The sequence below is a fragment of the Bordetella sp. genome (assembly GCF_057362025.1).
Genome location: NZ_JBMQQZ010000002.1, coordinates 74,271 through 92,394, shown reverse-complemented (window position 1 = coordinate 92,394; position 18,124 = coordinate 74,271). Strand labels below are relative to the sequence as shown.

At 63.1% G+C, this 18,124-nt stretch carries 16 protein-coding genes and 1 tRNA gene; 10 read left to right on the top strand and 7 right to left on the bottom strand.

Annotation, left to right across the window (positions count from 1 at the left end):
• The first annotated feature begins 130 nt into the window (after positions 1-130).
• The 3 genes from ACO1P8_RS00495 to ACO1P8_RS00485 all read left to right on the top strand — a co-directional run bounded on the left by ACO1P8_RS00495 (position 131) and on the right by ACO1P8_RS00485 (position 1,834).
• Positions 131-847: a phosphoribosylanthranilate isomerase gene (locus tag ACO1P8_RS00495; RefSeq protein ID WP_486293989.1), complete on the top strand. Its 717-nt coding sequence runs from the start codon at positions 131-133 to the stop codon at positions 845-847.
• Positions 848-1,014: 167 nt separating this feature from the next.
• Positions 1,015-1,659 (top strand): glutathione S-transferase family protein, encoded by a 645-nt coding sequence (locus ACO1P8_RS00490; protein ID WP_486293988.1) that lies wholly within the window; start codon positions 1,015-1,017, stop codon positions 1,657-1,659.
• Positions 1,660-1,757: 98 nt separating this feature from the next.
• Positions 1,758-1,834 (top strand) — tRNA-Val (locus ACO1P8_RS00485).
• Positions 1,835-1,972: 138 nt separating this feature from the next.
• Here ACO1P8_RS00485 and ACO1P8_RS00480 read toward each other — a convergent pair.
• The gene (locus ACO1P8_RS00480) at positions 1,973-2,740 is read right to left on the bottom strand and encodes a DUF2569 family protein (RefSeq protein ID WP_486293987.1); all 768 of its coding nucleotides are present in this window, start codon (positions 2,738-2,740) and stop codon (positions 1,973-1,975) included.
• Between the two features lie 1,501 nt (positions 2,741-4,241).
• Here ACO1P8_RS00480 and ACO1P8_RS00475 point away from each other — a divergent pair.
• Positions 4,242-5,798: an EAL domain-containing protein gene (locus ACO1P8_RS00475; protein WP_486293986.1), complete on the top strand. Its 1,557-nt coding sequence runs from the start codon at positions 4,242-4,244 to the stop codon at positions 5,796-5,798.
• 25 nt (positions 5,799-5,823) lie between these two features.
• Here ACO1P8_RS00475 and ACO1P8_RS00470 read toward each other — a convergent pair whose 3' ends face one another.
• The 3 genes from ACO1P8_RS00470 to ACO1P8_RS00460 form a co-directional block, all read right to left on the bottom strand.
• Positions 5,824-6,171, bottom strand: coding sequence for a hypothetical protein (locus ACO1P8_RS00470; protein WP_486293985.1), 348 nt, complete (start codon positions 6,169-6,171; stop codon positions 5,824-5,826).
• A gap of 6 nt (positions 6,172-6,177) precedes the next feature.
• Positions 6,178-7,719: an ATP-binding protein gene (locus tag ACO1P8_RS00465; RefSeq protein ID WP_486293984.1), complete on the bottom strand. Its 1,542-nt coding sequence runs from the start codon at positions 7,717-7,719 to the stop codon at positions 6,178-6,180.
• 120 nt (positions 7,720-7,839) lie between these two features.
• Complete coding sequence (locus tag ACO1P8_RS00460) at positions 7,840-8,535, bottom strand: response regulator transcription factor (protein WP_094841415.1); 696 nt, start codon at positions 8,533-8,535, stop codon at positions 7,840-7,842.
• Between the two features lie 585 nt (positions 8,536-9,120).
• Between ACO1P8_RS00460 and thrS the strand changes: the two genes are divergently transcribed.
• The 6 genes from thrS (at position 9,121) to ptsP (ending at position 15,236) form a co-directional block, all read left to right on the top strand.
• Positions 9,121-11,070 carry a threonine--tRNA ligase gene (thrS, locus tag ACO1P8_RS00455; protein WP_486293983.1) on the top strand — a complete coding sequence of 650 codons (1,950 nt, stop codon included), beginning with the start codon at positions 9,121-9,123 and terminating at the stop codon, positions 11,068-11,070.
• Between the two features lie 20 nt (positions 11,071-11,090).
• The gene (gene infC / locus ACO1P8_RS00450) at positions 11,091-11,639 is read left to right on the top strand and encodes a translation initiation factor IF-3 (RefSeq protein WP_486294106.1); all 549 of its coding nucleotides are present in this window, start codon (positions 11,091-11,093) and stop codon (positions 11,637-11,639) included.
• 68 nt (positions 11,640-11,707) lie between these two features.
• The gene (gene gshB, locus ACO1P8_RS00445) at positions 11,708-12,667 is read left to right on the top strand and encodes a glutathione synthase (protein ID WP_486293982.1); all 960 of its coding nucleotides are present in this window, start codon (positions 11,708-11,710) and stop codon (positions 12,665-12,667) included.
• An 11-nt stretch (positions 12,668-12,678) separates the two neighbouring features.
• Positions 12,679-13,077: a PTS sugar transporter subunit IIA gene (locus tag ACO1P8_RS00440; protein WP_094841419.1), complete on the top strand. Its 399-nt coding sequence runs from the start codon at positions 12,679-12,681 to the stop codon at positions 13,075-13,077.
• 73 nt (positions 13,078-13,150) lie between these two features.
• Positions 13,151-13,420 carry an HPr family phosphocarrier protein gene (locus tag ACO1P8_RS00435; protein ID WP_094841420.1) on the top strand — a complete coding sequence of 90 codons (270 nt, stop codon included), beginning with the start codon at positions 13,151-13,153 and terminating at the stop codon, positions 13,418-13,420.
• Positions 13,421-13,523: 103 nt separating this feature from the next.
• A complete protein-coding gene (gene ptsP / locus ACO1P8_RS00430) occupies positions 13,524-15,236 on the top strand; it encodes a phosphoenolpyruvate--protein phosphotransferase (protein WP_486294105.1) in 1,713 nt (570 codons plus the stop codon).
• A gap of 14 nt (positions 15,237-15,250) precedes the next feature.
• On the opposite strand, the gene ACO1P8_RS00425 is transcribed toward ptsP, so the two are convergent.
• Genes ACO1P8_RS00425 through ACO1P8_RS00415 form a run of 3 tightly spaced genes read right to left on the bottom strand, consistent with a single transcriptional unit; the run spans position 15,251 to position 18,123 of the window.
• The gene (locus ACO1P8_RS00425; protein WP_486293981.1) at positions 15,251-16,222 is read right to left on the bottom strand and encodes an ABC transporter ATP-binding protein; all 972 of its coding nucleotides are present in this window, start codon (positions 16,220-16,222) and stop codon (positions 15,251-15,253) included.
• A gap of 4 nt (positions 16,223-16,226) precedes the next feature.
• A complete protein-coding gene (locus ACO1P8_RS00420; RefSeq protein ID WP_486293980.1) occupies positions 16,227-17,213 on the bottom strand; it encodes an ABC transporter ATP-binding protein in 987 nt (328 codons plus the stop codon).
• Position 17,214: 1 nt separating this feature from the next.
• Positions 17,215-18,123 (bottom strand): ABC transporter permease, encoded by a 909-nt coding sequence (locus tag ACO1P8_RS00415; RefSeq protein WP_486293979.1) that lies wholly within the window; start codon positions 18,121-18,123, stop codon positions 17,215-17,217.
• Position 18,124: the final 1 nt, after the last annotated feature.

The window sequence follows — 18,124 nt, the reverse complement described above, 5'->3', positions numbered from 1 at the left end:
CGTCTCGGCGGAAGTGCATCCCAGCGGAGACGCGTCTTCGCTGTAGCGCGTCTCGGCCAGGATCCGCCTCAAGGCGCTAAACTGTCTGCTTGCCACGCTCGGTCAACCCGCGCCATTTCCATTTTGCATTATGCGTACACGCGTCAAAATCTGCGGCATGACCCGCCCTGAAGACATCGCCGCCGCCGTAGAGGCGGGTGCCGATGCGGTCGGCCTGATTTTTTATCCCAAGAGCAAGCGCTACGTATCCCTGGAGCTCGCGGCGCGGCTGCGGCGCGCGGTGCCGGCGTTTGTCGACGTGGTCGCGCTTTTCGTCAACGCGGACGACGACGCGGTAAAACAAGTGATGGAGGTCGTCGGCCCCGACCTGCTCCAGTTTCATGGCGATGAAACCCCGGATGCCTGCCAGCGTTATGGTCGCCGCTATATGAAGGCCTTTCGCGTAGGCGGGCCCGGCGCCGACACGTCGAGGCAGCTGGCGCGGACCTGTGCAGCCTATCGTGGCGCCGCGGGATGGCTGTTCGACAGCTATTCCGCCGGCTACGGCGGCAGCGGCCTGTCCTTCGAGCACACCTTGCTGCAAGACGTGCGGGCCGATGGCCAAGGCGCGCCGCTGATCCTGTCCGGCGGCCTGTCACCCGATAATGTCCAGCCCGCCGTCGCGGCGCTACGTCCTTACGCCGTGGACGTCAGCAGCGGCGTCGAGGATGCGCCCGGCATCAAATCCGCCGCGCGTATTCGCGCCTTCCTGCAGGCGGTGCAGCGTGCCGACGCCGAAGTCGCCAAAGACCTGGACGATGCCGCGGGTGTCCGGATGACTCCCGTCACGACACCGACGGGCGCATAGGCTCTACGAGGTCTGGCTGCGACAACAGCGGCCGGCGCATGGGCCGAGAAGTTCGACTACGATGACGCCGACCGGCACATAGGCTACGGCGTCGCACCGGCGAGGGAAACCCGGATTGCCCGATCCACGGAGAGGGCGGTCGTGTTGACTATCGGAGGCTAACGTCCATGCTGACTGTCTGGGGCCGCCGGACATCGTCCAACGTCCAGGCGCTGATGTGGTGTATCGGTGAGCTGGGGTTGCCCTATCGCCGCCATGACGTTGGCCATCGCTATGGCGGCAACGACACGCCGGCGTTTCTGCAAATGAATCCCAACGGCACCGTACCGGTGTTGCGGGATGGCGATGGCGACCCGATTTGGGAGACTGGCGCGATCCTCCGCTACCTGGCGACACGGTATGGCGCGGACAGCTTCTGGCCGCGCGATCTGATTACCCGTACCCACGTCGACAAATGGGCGGAATGGGCCAAACTGAATATCGCGCTCAACTTCACGGGCCCAGTGTTCTGGCATGTCGTACGCACCGCGCCCCAAGACCGGAACCCGGCCCTGCTTGCACAGGCTTTGGATGTGCTGGGCTGCAAGCTCGATATCGCCGAACAGCGCCTGGCCTCGCATCCCTTCCTGGCGGGCGAAGCCTTCACGCCGGCCGACATCCAACTGGGCCATGTCTTGTATCGCTACTTCAGCGTGGACATTCCCCGGTTCGATCGGCCTGCCCTGCGTCGCTACTACGATGGACTGACCGAGCGGCCGGCATACCGGGAACACGTGATGGTGTCGTATGAAGAACTGGCGGCACGACCATGACCCGCGATGGCGCTTTCCCATCGGACTCCGATCACATGCTGCGCCTTCTTCGCGATTTGACTCAGCTTATAAATTCCCTATATAATTTTTTTCTTTGCAGGCGGTTAGCTCAGCTGGTTAGAGCGCTACGTTGACATCGTAGAGGTCGTTGGTTCGATTCCAATACCGCCTACCACCGAATACCCCAGGCAGCGCCAAGCGCTGCCCAGAAAGCACTCCCAGAAAACCCGCGTAAGCCTTGAGCTCGCGGGTTTTTTTGCGTCCAAACCGCCCAAGCAAGCCACTGGGCTGGATATGAGCGGCTACGGCAGTGCTATAGGGTCGGTTCCTCGCGTTCTACCGGGGCCGGCGAAGGCGCGGAATATAACTGATGAAAGTACGTGTTCCGGACGCGTCTGGACCATTTCAAATAGGGGACCCAGATCAGACTTCCGAGAGAGGCGCCGACCGTGGAGCCGAGTGTCCGTGCATCGAAGATCTCGAACAAGGTCACTTTAAGAAAGATCAACTGGGCGACGATGATGGCTGCGATGCCGATAGGGCCAAGGACCCAAAACGCAATGATGGCGGCATGCACCGATTCGGGCCTGTGTTTGACCCAAAGTAAACGGCCCGCGCGGATGCCGATGAACGCGGATGCGATGACTATCGCCCAACATGTCATCTTGTAGTTGGACCAAGCGCTGATCCCACGTATCGCCGGATACTGCGCTTCGGTCTGCGCAAAGCCGCTCATAAGTTCTCTCATGGAGATGAACGGTCCTACAAACAACGCAAAAATCGGAAAGTACAACCATCCACCGACGCCAATCGGGCCTGTGTTGTCTCTGGATCCCGTCCTGCGCCAGAACATCAGATCACGCGCTCGGATCAGGCCGTCGCGTTCGCCGTTATTGCTGGCGAAGCCGGCGGTTATCCAGGCAATCCCCTGAAGAACTACAAATGCGATGGCGCCGAAAAAGAAAACGGGCCAGCCATCGCTGCGACTCGCAAGTCCGCTCAAAATCCCCAGCGCCAAGCAAACCCATGCGACTGCGGACAGGGTCTTAACGATCCGCCGCATTCCTTCCTTCGCGTCCACGATTGCTCCCCTCCCTGCTAATCCGGTTTAAGGTTGTTTGAAGGTTCTGTAATGGCCGACTTGGACCTCACGAATAAGGCGCCGGCCCTTTTGTTACCAACCGAACGGGTTTCCGCGCTTGGTGCCGGGAGTCCCCGTATAGGGATTGGTGTTGCCCTTGGTGGACCAGTTGTTGTTCAGCGAATTGTCTGGCATGGAACGCTGATGCGGCGCCACGTACGTACCATTGTTGCGGCTGTATCCCTGGACTCCAGTCGAGTAGGGATTCGACCCGCTCCCATAGCTTGGCATGGACGATCTTGGCGTCGAATAAACCGACGGAGGGTATGTCCGTCCGCCGAATGATCCATACCCGCCTGACGCGAATGCACCCTGTGCGAATACCGCGAGTGATAGCGCCACCCCAAACTTTAGAACCTTCATCCTTGCGCTCCTCATCGGGGCCTCTTCATTTTTGCCCCACTTTGTATGCAAATAGATTCAATTAGATACCTCAGAATTGTTTTGTCATATGTGAGTGAAAAGTTTACCCCTCTTTCTGCAGACGTGGCAGCGTTCCCGCACCGGGTGTGTCTCACTCAGCCGGCATAGCCGTTAAGCCCGTCCTCCCAGGTGTCGCCGGTGCCGCTGGCCTATGCCGATGTGACGCCTACAATCCATCAGGAAAGCCGGTTTGGCGCTAGTTTGAACAGCGGCTTGGCTGGTCCTGTCTGATGCTCTTTGCCTCGACCGCCGGCCCGCTCGGTATGCAACCCCTATCAATATGGAAGTCCCACCATGAAGCACCTTCGATCTGTCTTGTCGCTGGCTTTTCTCTCCGCGTTTTGCGTGTCGACAGCCTCCTGCGCCGATGTGCCGTCCAGGCGCTACGGCACGCAGGACTCGGGCGTGCCCGCTCCGGCGAGTCCCCAGGCGGACAGTGCCCCCGGGGCGCCCCCGCTGACGATCCAGTCGGGCGAGGGCGAGAAACTGAATCTCCCGTGGTTTGTCAGGGACATCCAGGACTGGGTTAACCAAGATAGCACCGCGCCGGGCGCCGGCCGCCCAGCACCCAACTGGTGAAGTCGAAAAAAGGTGCACGCCGCCGTTACGAACCAAAACAGCTGACGTGGGAACGCGACCCTAAACTCTGCGTCCGTCTCAACCCTAAAGCGCAATCCTCATGAAACTGCTTATCGGTTTGCTGTTTGTCGCCACCACGCTTAGCGCCTGTGCCGTCTACACCCCAAGCGGGGCCGTGGTCGTCGATCCTCATGGCGGTGGAGGCGGAGGCGGTGGTTTCTGTCCGCCCGGGCAGGCGAAGAAAGGGAATTGCTGAACGCCAACCACTCATTTCCGGATAGCGAATAGGTCCGCTTTTTAGTGAGCCACCCTTCGGCACGCGCGGCCCCCTGTTCAGAATCGCAAGTCTACGTCCCGCGATAATCCGCTCCGGCGATAATCCGCTCCGGCGGTCGATATCGCGGGCGTTTTTCACTGTCCGGAAGTGAGAGGCTTATCCGTGCATCGTTCGGCGCAGCGCGCGCGCTTTACCCTGGGGCATACGGTGTACCTGCTGCTGGCTGTCGCGCTGCCGTTCCTGTTGGCGATACCGGTGATCCACCATCAGGCCCAACGGCGTGCCCAGGACCAACTGCGCATCGTCGAAAACCTGGTTATCTCCCAGTCCGAAAATATCGTCGCGCATGCCATCGATGTTGCCTCCGAGAGCGACCCGCTGGCGGGCAAGCCATGCAAGGACATCGCCGATACCTTGCGGGAAGCCGGTTCGCTGCGCCCGTACTTCCGCACCCTGGCGGTCATAGACCGGAACACGCTTTATTGTTCATCGGTCAGCGGCGCGTTGGACAGGCCGCTGGCTCAAGTCGTACCTGGCATGATCAGGTTGCCGGCAGGCGTGACGATCTCCACCGTACCGGGAACGCCCCTGGTCCCGAACCGGGCGGCCTTATTCATTTTTCTGGGCATCGGCGACGGACGGGGCGTGCTGGCCAGCGTGGACGGTCAATACCTGCATGATTTGATTGCCGCCGTCGATCAGGAAGGACATTACGCCGTCCAGCTGCGTATAGGTACCGGCTATGCGCTGAATGCTTCGGGGATACACGACTGGGGCGCCTGGGTTCCACAGGACGATGGTGGCATCACGGTGACCAGGCGATCCGCGCTCTATCCCATCGAGGCTAGGGCGACGCTGAGCGGCGCCCGGCTAGTGGCGTATCACCATGCCTTGTGGCTGCAGTACGTTCCTTTCCTGGCCATCGCGTCCGCGTTGCTGGCCTATCTGACGCACCGCCTGAATACGCGGCGTATCGCCATGGCAACCGAGCTTCGGCGTGGCATGCGGCGCAGTGAATTCTGTGTGCTGTACCAACCTATCGTGGATCTGGCTACCGGCGCCTGCGTGGGAGCCGAAGCCTTGCTCCGATGGCGCCATCCCATCTACGGTACCGTACAACCCGAGTTGTTCTACCCTTTGGTCGGCGAAAGCGCATTGGCGATGCGCCTGACACGCCACCTGCTTTGCCTGATACAGCGCGACCTGGGGACTGCGGCGTTGCCGGCCGGTTTTTACCTGAACATCAACCTGAACGCCGAACATCTTTGCCGGCGCGAACTCGTGGGCGATGTCGAGCGCTTCCTGCACGGTTTCAAAGCGGCCAGTCCTCGGCTGATATTCGAACTGACGGAGCGCAAGGGCTTTCCCGATACGGCGGCGGTGTTGGGCAATATGCGCGCCTTGCGGGCCATCGGCGTCGCGTTCGCCATCGATGACTTCGGTACCGGTCACAGCTCGCTGGCCTGCCTGGAGAAGATCACCGTCGATTATCTGAAGATCGCAAAGGGCTTCGTGTCGGTGATCGACACCGATGCCGTCAATGCGCCCGTGCTGGAGCTGATCATCTCCCTGGGCGGCCGATTGGGCGTGGCCCTGATCGGGGAAGGCATCGAAACCGAAACCCAGGCCGCGTATCTGCGCGCGAAAGGTGTCACCCTGGCGCAGGGCGGCCTGTTTTCGCCGCCCGTTCCGGCGATCTCTCTACTGGCGGGCTTGTAGCCTGCGGTAAAGGGTACGGCGGCGCTCAATCCGGGTGCGTGGCGCGGTCCATGGCGGACTCGAGCGTTCTCAGGTGATCGAGAGCGGCGAGTTCGATATCGCGCGAATCCGGTGGCAACCCTTGCTTGATGGCGTGTTCCAGGGGGCGCAGGATCGCGGCGGCCTGTTCAGGCTCTCCGGTCAGGAACGCCACCGACCCCTGGAGGCGGTGAGCAAGTTCGGCGGCTCGTTCGCAAGCGTGGCCGGCGAGGGCGTACCGCAGCGCCGCGCAGTCTTCCCGCAGAATCTCCAGCGCGCGCTGAAGGAATTGGCGGCGCTCTCCGGGAGAGGGGTAGAGCTCTGTCAAGGTATGAAGGTCAAGCTGCAGCGGCATGGGTGCTTATTCGTCCGGTGGCGTAGTGTCGACGGCAGGCAGATAGCCCGTGCGGCGCAGGGCGTCCTGCAGTTTGGCGCGCGTGGTGGGCTTGGGTACGTAGTCGTCCATGCCGGCGGCCAGGCAGGCGCGAGCATCCGATTGCGTGGCGTTGGCGCTGAATCCGATCAGGATCGTGCGTGGCCAGCCATGGATCATTTCATGCGTGCGGACACGTCTTGCCAGTTCGTACCCATCCAGCCTGGGCATGTGGCAATCCACCAGCATGGCTTTGGGGCGCCTGGCCAGCCACGCGGCAAGGCCGGCTTCGCCGTCCTCGGCCGAATTGGCATGTATTCCCAGCAAGGCGAGCTGCCGGAGGGTGATGTCGCGATTGATTTCGTTGTCTTCAACCAGTAGTACGTCGGCCGTGAGGTCCGGCAGCCGCGTTTCGTCATAAGGTTCGCGGTCCCGCAGCGTCGGCTTGACCCCGGGCGTATGAGGTGGGAAGGTCACGCTGCCATCGATCGGCGCGATATCGCGGACCGGTGTCCACAGCGTTTCCAGGGCGCGCAGGAAGGGATAAACCGAATGCATGGGACCGCAACGCGCGGTGGCGGTGGCCACCCAGAAACCGTCGCCGCCGTCGGTCAGGATGCGTATATCGGCGGGCGAGTCGGGCGCCAGGGTGCGAATGCGCGACTTGCGGCACCACGCGCGCAGCATGGGAAGCATCTTTGTATTGGCGATATGCAGGCTGGCCGTGCGTTCCGGGTAGCAGGGCCAGGTGAAGGCATGGGCGTCCCAGTGGGCGGGTATGCGCACGCAGGCGGACGTGCCTACCCCGCGCCGGCTGCGTATGGCGATCAGGCCGCCCATGCGCTCCACCAGATGCTTGACGATCGACAAGCCCAGCCCCGTGCCGCCGTGGCGCCTTGTCGTGGAGGTGTCTTCCTGGTGGAAGGGCGAGAAGAGCCGGCGCTGGTACTCTTCCGACATGCCCGCACCGGTATCGCAAACCGTGATCTCGATTTCGTCGCCGCTGCGGGCGAGCCGGCGCCGCGCCGATAGCGTGACGGCCCCGCGGTCCGTGAATGCAATGGCGTTGCTGAGAAGGTTTGCGACAACCTGGCTTATTCGGATTTCGTCGCCGAACAGCCGCCTGTCGAAGTGCGGCATGACAGCCACCGTCAGGGTCAGGCCTTTGCGGCGCGCCAGGGGCAGATAGAGTTCGGCCATGTTTTCCATGGCGCGGTAGAAATCGTAGGGAGCGTTGCAAAGTGGCAAGGCTCCCGATTCGATCTTGGCGTAATCCAGAATGTCGTTGATGACGCGCAGGAGCAGGCGCGCCGACTGCATGGCGGTGCCCAGATAACGCTGTTGCTCCGCGCTTAGTTGCGTATCCTGGAGAATATCCAGGACACCGATGACTCCGTTCATCGGTGTCCTGATCTCATGACTGACCGTGGCCAGGAATGCCGATTTGGCGGAGTCCGCCGCTTCGGCGCGTTCCCGGGCGAGAATGGCTTCGGCGCGGGCTTTTTCCGCGGTGTGCCGCACGATGCGCATGCGCCGCTGACTCCATAGCAAAATTCCTATGGAAAAGAGAGTCAGCAGGGCGGCAAGCACAGCCAGGAGTATCGGGATGCTTCTATCCGGCATCACTGGCGAAAATTCATCATGGAAGATTCAGTCGCCGATCGACTGTTCGAATTTTTCTTTCAGGTACAGCGCCAGGGCAAGATCGTCGGCCAGCTCCAGTTTTTTCATCGCCCGGCGCTTATGGGTGCTGATGGTCTTTTTGCTGCGCAGAAGCTTGGCCGCGATCTGCGTGACCGAAAGCCCCAGCGCGATATTGCGCAGGATTTCCAGTTCCGCATTGGTGAGCCGTTCTTCCGGCCGCTTCGGACGACAGTCGCGGACGTGGCCGTCGCTGCAGGAGTAGAACGCCCGCGGCGTGTTGACGGCCAGCCGGATCATGTCCGCGAGGAAGGGCAGGCGTTCGCCCTTCGGTACGTAGCCGTTGGCGCCGGCCTTGAACGCCGCGTATTCGGTATCCATGATCTTGCCAGCGGAAAACGTGATGATGATCAGTTCCGGATGCAGGCGCCGGATGCGCTTGATGAAATGAATGCCTTCCCACGGTTGGCGGGGCAGGTAGAAATCGACGATGACGACGTCGCAGGGCACTTTCTTGAGGCTTTCGAGAAACCTTACCGCGGAGGTTTCGGTATGGACGACCTCGAAATCGGCCTGGTGCTGGAGGAACGAAGCCATGCCCAGTGCAATGACGGGATGGTCGTCCAGCACGGATACGCGGATCCTGTGGCGCGGACGGGAGGTTAGCAGGTATCGCCGCACGGAGGGTTCGCCGGATATCAGCATTTGCGAGGCGGCGGGAGGCGGGGATGGAAGGCTGGGAGCGAGCGGCATGCATTTCCTTGCTTGCAGGGCGCGCGCCGGCCGCGGGCGCGGCGCGGCGGCTTGCCAGTGCACAAAAGCGGGACACTGGCGGCGGGTCGTTACGCAGTTTATGGAGAGCATTCCCATATCAGCCATTCCTTGGACGAAAATAAGACCGGCCTGAGGATTGGGGATACAGACGTTTTCATGGCCGGTATAGGTGCGCTCTCCGTAACGCGTAACGGGGTTTTGATCCCGAAGAGTGATACAATCGGAAAATTCCACGGCGGGATAGTCTCGGCGGAACATGTCTTGCCGCCCACATGCCCGATACCATGCGAAGTTGCCATGGTTTGTCGCCCTGCCACGTACCGAACCGGATAGTCATGCACGCGCAATACCCCGTCCCGGCAGCACGAACGCCGACGCGAACCGCGACCTGGAGTCATCGCCCGTTACCGCGTTGAACGCCGTTTCGTGTTTCGCCCGTCAGGCGGGATCGCAGCAGCAAGCACAATCACCAAAAACGCGGCCGCAAGCCGCGTTTTTACTTTCAGGAAAACTCAGATGGTACAAATCACCTTGCCCGACGGTTCCCGACGCGAATTCCCGGGCCCTGTCACGGTCGCGGAAGTCGCCCAGTCCATCGGGGCCGGACTGGCGCGCGCGGCCCTGGGCGGGAAGGTGGCGGTCGATGGCGAACCCGCCCGCCTGGTCGACACGAGTTTTCGCATCGATCGCGATGCGCGCCTGGGAATCGTCACGGCCAAGGATGCCGAAGGCCTGGACCTGATCCGGCATTCCACGGCGCACTTGCTGGCTTATGCCGTCAAAAGCCTTTTTCCGGACGCCCAGGTCACGATAGGCCCGGTCATCGATAACGGCTTCTATTACGATTTTTCGTACAAGCGTCCGTTTACGCCCGAGGATCTCGAAGCCATCGAGAAGAAAATGGCCGAGCTGGCCAAAAAGGACGAGCCGGTCACGCGGGAGGAGTGGAAGCGCGACGACGCCGTCGCATTCTTCAATAGCATCGGCGAAAAGTACAAAGCCGAAATCATTGCCTCCATTCCGTCCAACGAGACCATCAGCCTGTATCGCGAGGGCGATTTCATCGACCTCTGCCGCGGACCGCACGTGCCTTCGACGGGCAAGCTGAAAGTCTTCAAGCTGATGAAGGTGGCGGGCGCCTACTGGCGCGGCGACAGCAAGAACGAGATGCTGCAGCGCATCTACGGTACGGCCTGGGCCACCAAGGAAGAGCAGGACGCCTATCTGCACATGCTTGAGGAAGCGGAAAAGCGCGACCATCGCAAGCTGGGCCGCGAGCTCGACCTGTTCCACTTCCAGGACGAGGCGCCGGGATTGATCTTCTGGCATCCCAAGGGCTGGCAACTGTGGCAGCAGGTAGAGCAATACATGCGCGCGGTCTATCGGGACAATGGCTACGACGAGGTCAAGGCCCCGCAGATCCTCGATCTTTCGCTATGGAAGAAAACCGGGCACTGGGACAACTATCGTGAAAACATGTTCACGACGGAGTCCGAAAACCGCGTCTATGGCTTGAAACCGATGAATTGCCCCGGCCACGTGCAGATTTTCAACGCCGGGCTGCATTCCTATCGCGACCTGCCCCTGCGCTATGGTGAATTCGGCCAGTGCCATCGGAACGAGCCGTCGGGTTCCCTGCACGGCATGATGCGGGTGCGCGGGTTTACGCAGGATGATGGGCACATCTTCTGCACCGAAGGGCAGATGCAGGATGAATGCGCGGCTTTCACGGCCCTGCTGCAGAAGGTCTATCGCGATTTCGGCTTCGAGCAAGTGCTGTACAAGGTGGCCACCCGCCCGGAAAAGCGCATCGGCGACGACGCAACCTGGGATGCGGCGGAGCAAGCCTTGATGGACAGCCTGAAGCGCACCGGCTGCGAGTTCGAAATTTCGCCGGGCGAGGGCGCCTTCTATGGCCCCAAAATCGAATACACGCTGAAGGACGCGATCGGCCGCCACTGGCAATGCGGCACGCTGCAGGTGGATTTCTCCATGCCTGTGCGACTGGGAGCCGAATACGTCGACGCGGATGACCAGCGTCGCCCGCCGGTCATGCTGCACCGCGCGATCCTGGGTTCGCTCGAGCGTTTCATCGGTATGCTGATCGAAAATCATGCGGGCGCGATGCCGGCCTGGCTGGCGCCGGTGCAGGCCGTGGTGTGCTGTATTTCCGAGCCATCTGCGGACTATGCGGCGCAAATCACGCAAACCCTGAAAAAACAAGGCTTTAGAGTTGTATCCGATTTGCGTGGGGAAAAAATCACTTATAAAATTAGAGAGCACAGCCTGCAAAAGGTCCCGTATATCCTTGTCGTGGGTGACAAAGAACGGGAAGCCGGGTCGGTGGCCGTCCGCGCGCGCGGGGGGCAGGACCTGGGTACACTCGGATTGGACGACTTTGTCGCCCGCCTGACGGACGAAGTCACGCAACGCCGCGATATCGGACGCCCCGAGCAGGTTTCGTAAACGTTTTAGGAGTCGTCAACATCGCCACTGAAAAAGCCAACCGCATCAACGGTGAAATTCGTGTTCCCGAGGTGCGTCTGATAGGTCTGGACGGAGAACAGCTCGGTATCGTCAAAACGCCCGATGCATTCCGTCTCGCCGAACAAGCCGACGTCGACCTGGTGGAAATCGCGCCCAATGCCGAGCCGCCGGTCTGCCGCCTGATGGATTACGGCAAGTTCAAGTACCAGGAACAGAAGCGCCAGTCGGAGGCGCGTGCCAAACAGAAGGTCATCCAGGTCAAGGAAGTGAAATTCCGCCCGGCGACCGACGAAGGCGACTACCAGGTCAAGCTGCGCAATCTGCGGCGCTTCCTCGAAGAAGGGGACAAGGCCAAAGTGACGCTGCGTTTCCGCGGCCGCGAAATGGCGCACCAGGAACTGGGTATGCGGGTGCTTGAACGAGTGCGCGACGACCTGACGGAGTTGGCCATGGTCGAATCCATGCCCAAACTCGAAGGCCGCCAGATGATAATGGTGTTGGCGCCGCGCAAGAAAGCGACGCAGGGTAAGGAAGCGGCGGGCGCCTGAAGGCCAGCCAGTCCGTCGTCAATTCGCCGCCCTCCTGACGGAGGGCGGCGCACGTTCCGGGTGTCGCGATGCATGTCCTCTTCATTATCGATCCCTTGCCGCTGCTGAAGGCGTACAAGGATAGTTCCGTTGCCATGATGCGGGCGCTGACGGCCCGGGGCCATACGCTCAGCGTGGCGCTGCAAGGCGACCTGTACATCGAGGCGGGCCAGGTGCTGGCCAGATCGACGCCGATCTCATTGGTGGCCGAGGCCGACCTGCACAAACACGATTGGTGGCGTGAAGCCGGCGCGGCCGTCGAACAGCCGCTGTCGGCATTCGGTGCGGTGCTGATGCGCAAGGACCCACCGTTCGATATGGAATACGTCTACGCGACCCATATGCTGGAATACGCGCAGACACAGGGTGCCAAGGTGTTCAACCAGGGGGGCGCCATCCGCAACCATCCGGAAAAGCTGGCGATCACCGAGTTCACGGAATTCACCGCGCCCACGCTCGTGACGCGCGACATGGGGCGCATCAAGGTTTTTCATGCGCGGCATGGCGATGTCATCGTCAAGCCGCTGGACGGCATGGGGGGCACGGGCATTTTCCGCTTGCGCCAGGAAGAACCCAATCTGAACGCGATCCTGGAAACCCTGACGGATGACGGGACGCGGACCATCATGGCGCAGCGTTATATCCCGGATATCGTCAAGGGCGACAAGCGCATCCTTTTGATAGGCGGAGAGGCGGTACCCTATGCACTCGCGCGCATCCCGCTGGCCGGCGAGACGCGGGGCAACCTGGCCGCTGGCGGCCGCGGGGTGGCGCAACCGTTGTCCGAGCGCGATCGCCAACTGGCGGAAGCGGTAGGCCCTCATCTGGCCGCGCGTGGTCTGTTGCTGGTGGGATTGGACGTGATCGGCGACTACGTGACGGAAATCAATGTCACCAGCCCGACCTGTTTCGTCGAAATCACCCAGCAGACCGGCTTCGACGTGCCCGGCATGTTCGTCGATGCGCTGGAACGCGCCGTCGCCGCATAAGCGCGAACGCCATGACCGGCATCGTCATCGTCGTCCATACGCCGCTCGGTTCGGCGATGATGGATTGTGCCAGCCACGTAATGGGCAAGGTCAAGGAAGTGGCTGTGCACGATATCCAGGCCGACGATATGCCCGAAGCCAAGATCCCCGGCGTGGTGGCCGATATCCTGCGTCTGGGCCAGGATGGCAACGGGGTACTGGTACTGACCGATCTGGTCGGCGCGACGCCGGCGAATATCGCCAAGCAGGCCGTCATCGAGGCGCAGGCGCAAGGGGTCCAGTGCGCCGTGCTGGCCGGCCTGAATACCCCCATGTTGCTGCGGGCCTTGACCTATCGCACCCTGCCGCTCAGCGAAACCCGCGAAAAGGCCTTGGCAGGCGGAGTACAGGGAGTCTTGCGTGTAGACTGAGGGGAAATTTATCCTATCATGTCACCTGGTATCTTCAGCCCCATCGCCAGCGGTTCCGCGCCCGACTTCCCCTATGCCTATTTCCGAAATCACGATCAGCAATAAACTGGGCCTGCACGCGCGCGCGGCGGCCAAGCTTACCCAGCTGGCAAGCAAGTTCAATAGCGATATCTATATTTCCCGAGGCGCGCAGCGCGTGAACGCGAAGAGCATCATGGGCGTCATGATGCTGGCCGCGGGCCTGGGCGTGACGGTGAAGCTGGATGCGTCAGGTCCCGATGCGGACCACGCGCTGAAGGAAATCGAATCCTTGTTCGACAGTAAATTCGGTGAGCACGAATAACTCGATCCTCGTGCAAAGCTTGCCCGAACCCGCGCGGACGCGGGTCCGGCGGGCTGCCGCGAGGCAAAAGGGCGATACCGGGCAGCCCAACACCGTCATCTGCCTGTACGGCCAGGGTGTGGCTCGCGGCTACGCCATCGGCCGCGCGGTGGTCATGGGCGCGGCGGCCCTGGAAGTGGCCCACTATCGCATTGCGCCGGAGGATGTACAGGCGGAATGCGAACGCCTGACGGCGGCGCTGACGGAGGCGCAGGCGGATCTGCAGCAAATGGCGGACACGCTGCCGGACGACGCGCCGCGCGAGCTGGGGGCCATGCTCAACGTGCACCGGCTGCTGCTGGCCGATCCGCTGCTGGCCGAGCAGGCCTTGGCGCTGATCCGGGAGCGCCACTACAACGCCGAGTGGGCGCTGACCATGCAAGGCCAATTGCTGGGTGAGCAGTTCGATGCCATGGAGGACGAGTACCTGCGCGAACGCGGCGCGGACGTCCGACAGGTCATCGAGCGGGCGCTGCACGTACTGGCCGGCACGTCCGGCATACGCGATCCCGACGAGCTGGACGGCGACGACCCGCTGGTCGTGGTCGCGCACGATATTTCGCCGGCCGATATGCTGCGCTTGCGCGGCGGCCGCTTCCTGGCCTTCGTCACGGACCTGGGCGGTGCCACCTCGCACACGGCTATCGTAGCGCGCAGCATGGGTGTGCCCGCCGTGGTGGCGCTGGGCAACGTTCGCGAACTGGTACGCGATGGCGATATGCTGGTGGTCGACGGCGCAACGGGCGCGGTGATCGTCAATCCTTCGCCGGCCATCTTGGACGAATATCGCGAGCGGCAGCGCGTCTACGCCGGCGAACGGGCGGAACTGGCGCTGCTGCGCGACGAACCCGCTATCACCCTGGACGGAATAGGCATCGTCCTGCATGCCAATATCGAACTGCCCGACGAGGCGCCGGCTGCGCTGGCGGCGGGGGCCGAAGGCATTGGCCTGTTTCGCAGCGAGTTCCTGTTCATGGGGCGCCCGGGCCTTCCCAGCGAGGAAGAGCAGTACGAGGCGTATTCCTATGTGGTGAGGGTCATGGCCGGGCGGCCTGTCACGATACGCACGCTCGATATCGGGGCCGACAAGACCCTGGACGACGAAGCCACGGTCGCCACCAACCCGGCGCTGGGCCTGCGCGCAATCCGCTATTGCCTGGCGCATCCCGAGATGTTCAGCACGCAGTTGCGCGCCATCCTGCGGGCCTCCGCGCATGGGCCGGTGCGGGTCCTCATCCCCATGATCGCGCACATGCACGAGGTCGAGGCCACCCGCCTGGCCCTGGACGCGGCGCGGCGCGAGCTCGATGCCCGTGGCCAGCCCTACGCGCCCCATATCGAATTGGGCGCGATGGTAGAGGTGCCGGCGATCGCCATCGCCATCGAGCCCTTCGCCCAGGCCCTGGATTTCCTGTCCATCGGCACGAACGACCTGATCCAATACACCCTGGCCATCGATCGTGGCGATGGCCAGGTCGCATCCTTGTACGACCCGCTGCATCCGGCCGTGCTGCGGCTGGTTGCGCATACGATCAACGCCGGCGAGCGTGCCGGCAAGCCCGTTGCGGTCTGCGGGGAAATGGCGGGCGACGCCAGCCTGACAAGGCTGTTGCTCGGCCTGGGCTTGACGGAGTTCTCCATGCATTCCCAGCAGCTGCTGGACGTCAAGCGGGAAGTCCGCCGTGCGCATTCGAACGCGCTGCGCGTGAAAGTCGCCGCGGTGCTGAACCGCGCGTTGCCGGTGGATCTCGAAACCCTCAATCAGCCTCAGCCCTGATCTCGAAACCTTAATCAGCCCTGAGCGTGCGCCGGCGCGGCCGGCGGATACAGATGGCAGGCGACAAGGGCCGGCCCATGCTGCAACAAGGGTGGCCTTTCCTGCGCGCAGACGGACATGGCGTGTCCGCAACGGGGATGGAAAGGGCAGCCCGGGGGCGGGTTGACCGGATCCGGAAACGACAGGCCCAGGCCGGTGTCGGGGATGCCCAGGCCGGGCTCCGGCGTCAGGACCGAGGCCAGCAGCGCCTGCGTATACGGGTGGCGGGGCTCTCGGAAGATCCGTGCCGAGGGGCCGGATTCGACGATTCTTCCCAGGTACATCACGGCAACTTCGGTGGCGATATGCTCGACCACGGCCAGGTTGTGGCTGATGAAGATATAGGTCAGGTCGAATTCCCGGCGCAGATCCATGAGCAGGTTCATGATCTGCGCCTGCACGGAGACGTCGAGGGCCGACGTGGGCTCATCGCAAATCACGACTTCCGGCCGCATCACGAGCGCGCGCGCGATCGCGACACGCTGGCGTTGTCCGCCGGACAGCTGCCCGGGGGTGTTGTTGGCGAACCGGGCGGGCAGGCCGACGCGCTCCAGCATATCGATCGCCTTGCGCTGCCGCGGGTTGTCCATGCCATGCACCTCCAGGGGCAGCGAGACAATGGAGGCGATGGTGCGGCGCGGATTGAGCGACGAATAGGGATCCTGGAACACGGGCTGGATACGCCGCGCCAGGCGCCGCCTGGGCATGTCGCGGATATCTTCGTCGTCCAGCGTGATGGCACCGCTGCTGGGCGGCGTCAACCCGAGCAGCATGCGTGCCAGCGTCGACTTGCCGCATCCGGATTCGCCGACGATACCCAGGACGCCACCGCGGGCGACGGACAGGTCGATGCCGTTGACCGCGTGCAGGGTGCGCCTGGGCTTGAACATGCCGGCGCGGACGGAGAAGCTGCGGGTAAGGCCTTGGGCCTGGATGAGTGGCGTCATGGGGTTACGAGGGCGTTTCGGCGTGGCGGATGCAGCGCCAGGCGTGCTGGTCGATGTTGTGGATCGGCACGTTGTGGGCACAGGCCGGCGCGGCATAGGGGCAGCGGTCCCGGAAGGCGCAGCCGTGCAGGTTGCCGGTCAGGGCCGGCACGACGCCCGGTATCGTTCCCAGCGGTTCGCCGGGCGGTGTGCGGCCGGGCACCGGAATGCAGGCGAGCAGCCCCTGGGTGTAGGGATGGCTGGGCTGCGCGAAGATCGCCCGCACCGGGCCTTCTTCCACGATGTGGCCGGCATACATGACGGCGACCTTGCGGGCGATGCGGGCGACCACGCCAAGGTCGTGCGTGATCAGCACCATGGCGATGCCCAGTTCGGCCTGCAGGTCGGCCAGCAATCGCAGGATCTGCGCCTGGATGGTGACATCCAGTGCGGTACTGGGTTCGTCGGCGATCAGCAGATCCGGCCCGCACATCAAGGCCATGGCGATCATCACGCGCTGGCGCAACCCGCCGGAAAGCTGGTGCGGATACTGGCCGAGGCGTTCGCCGGCCGCGGCGATGCCGACCTTTTCCAGAAGCTCGACGGCGCGGTCGCGCGCCTGCGAGGCACCGGCATGGCGGTGGAAAATAAAGTGCTCGGTCAACTGGTCGCCGATGGTGTAGGCGGGGTTGAGCGCGGTCATGGGTTCCTGGAAGACCATGGCCATCCTGTTGCCGCGCAAGGTGTTCAGTTGGCGGGCAGGCATGGCCGCGATGTCCTGGTCGAGCACGGCGAGGCGCCGCGCCCGCCGGCGTGCCGCCTTGGGCAGCAGGCCCATGATGGCCAGCGAGGTCATGGACTTGCCGCAGCCGGACTCGCCGACCAGGCACAGGGTCTCGCCGCGGGCGACCTGGAACGAGACATCGCGCACCGCGTGCAGCGGGCCGCGCGCGGTGTCGATATCCACATGCAGGCCCTGCACGTCCAGCACGATATCGGGATGGGCGGCCATGTCAGCTCCGGTCGTCTGGCGTCAGCAGCTGGTGCAGGCCATCGCCGGCCAGGTTGATCGCGAAGATCAGCAGGGCCAGCGCGCTGCCCGGGATGGCAATCAGCCAGAACGAAAAGAACATATAGGCCTTGGCTTCCGAAATCATCAGGCCCCACGACGGCGTCGGCGGCTGTACGCCCAGTCCCAGGAAAGAGAGCGCGGCTTCCAGCAGGATGGCGCTGGCCGCTTCCAGGGTGGCGATGACGATCAGGTGGGGAACGACATTGGGCAGGACTTCGCCGCGCACGATGCGCCAGGTCGACGCCCCGGCCGCCTGGGCCGCCGCGACGTACTCCAGCGCACGGACCTGCTGGGTGGCGCTGCGCATCACGACCGCGTAGCGATCCCATTTCAACAGGCCCAGCACCAGGATGATCACCCACAGCGATCCGCCCAGGATGGCTACCGTGGCCAGCGCCACCAGGATGACGGGCATGGCCAGGCGGGTCGAGACCAGGAAGGAAACCGCCATGTCGACCTTGCCTCCGAAGTAGCCCGCCGCCATGCCGATGGCGGTGCCGATGATGCCGGAGATGCCCGCCACGCAGATGCCGATCAACAGCGAAATGCGGGCGCCGTAGAACAGGCGCGACAGATAGTCTCGCCCCAGCGGGTCGGTGCCGAAGGGGTGCGCCCATGAGCCCTTGGCATACCAGACCGGCGGTATGTTGCGCGCGGTCAGGTTTTGCGCGTAGGGGTCGTGCGGCGCGAGCCAGGGCGCCAGCAGCGCGACCAGCACGATGGCCAGGAGAATACCGCCGCCGATCAGCAGGGCGGCGTTGCGGCGCCGTCGCCGGCCCGGTGCGGCTCCGGCGGCATCGACCAGGGTGGGCGGGACCTGTGCCGCGATGGGAAGCGTAGGCGTTGCCATG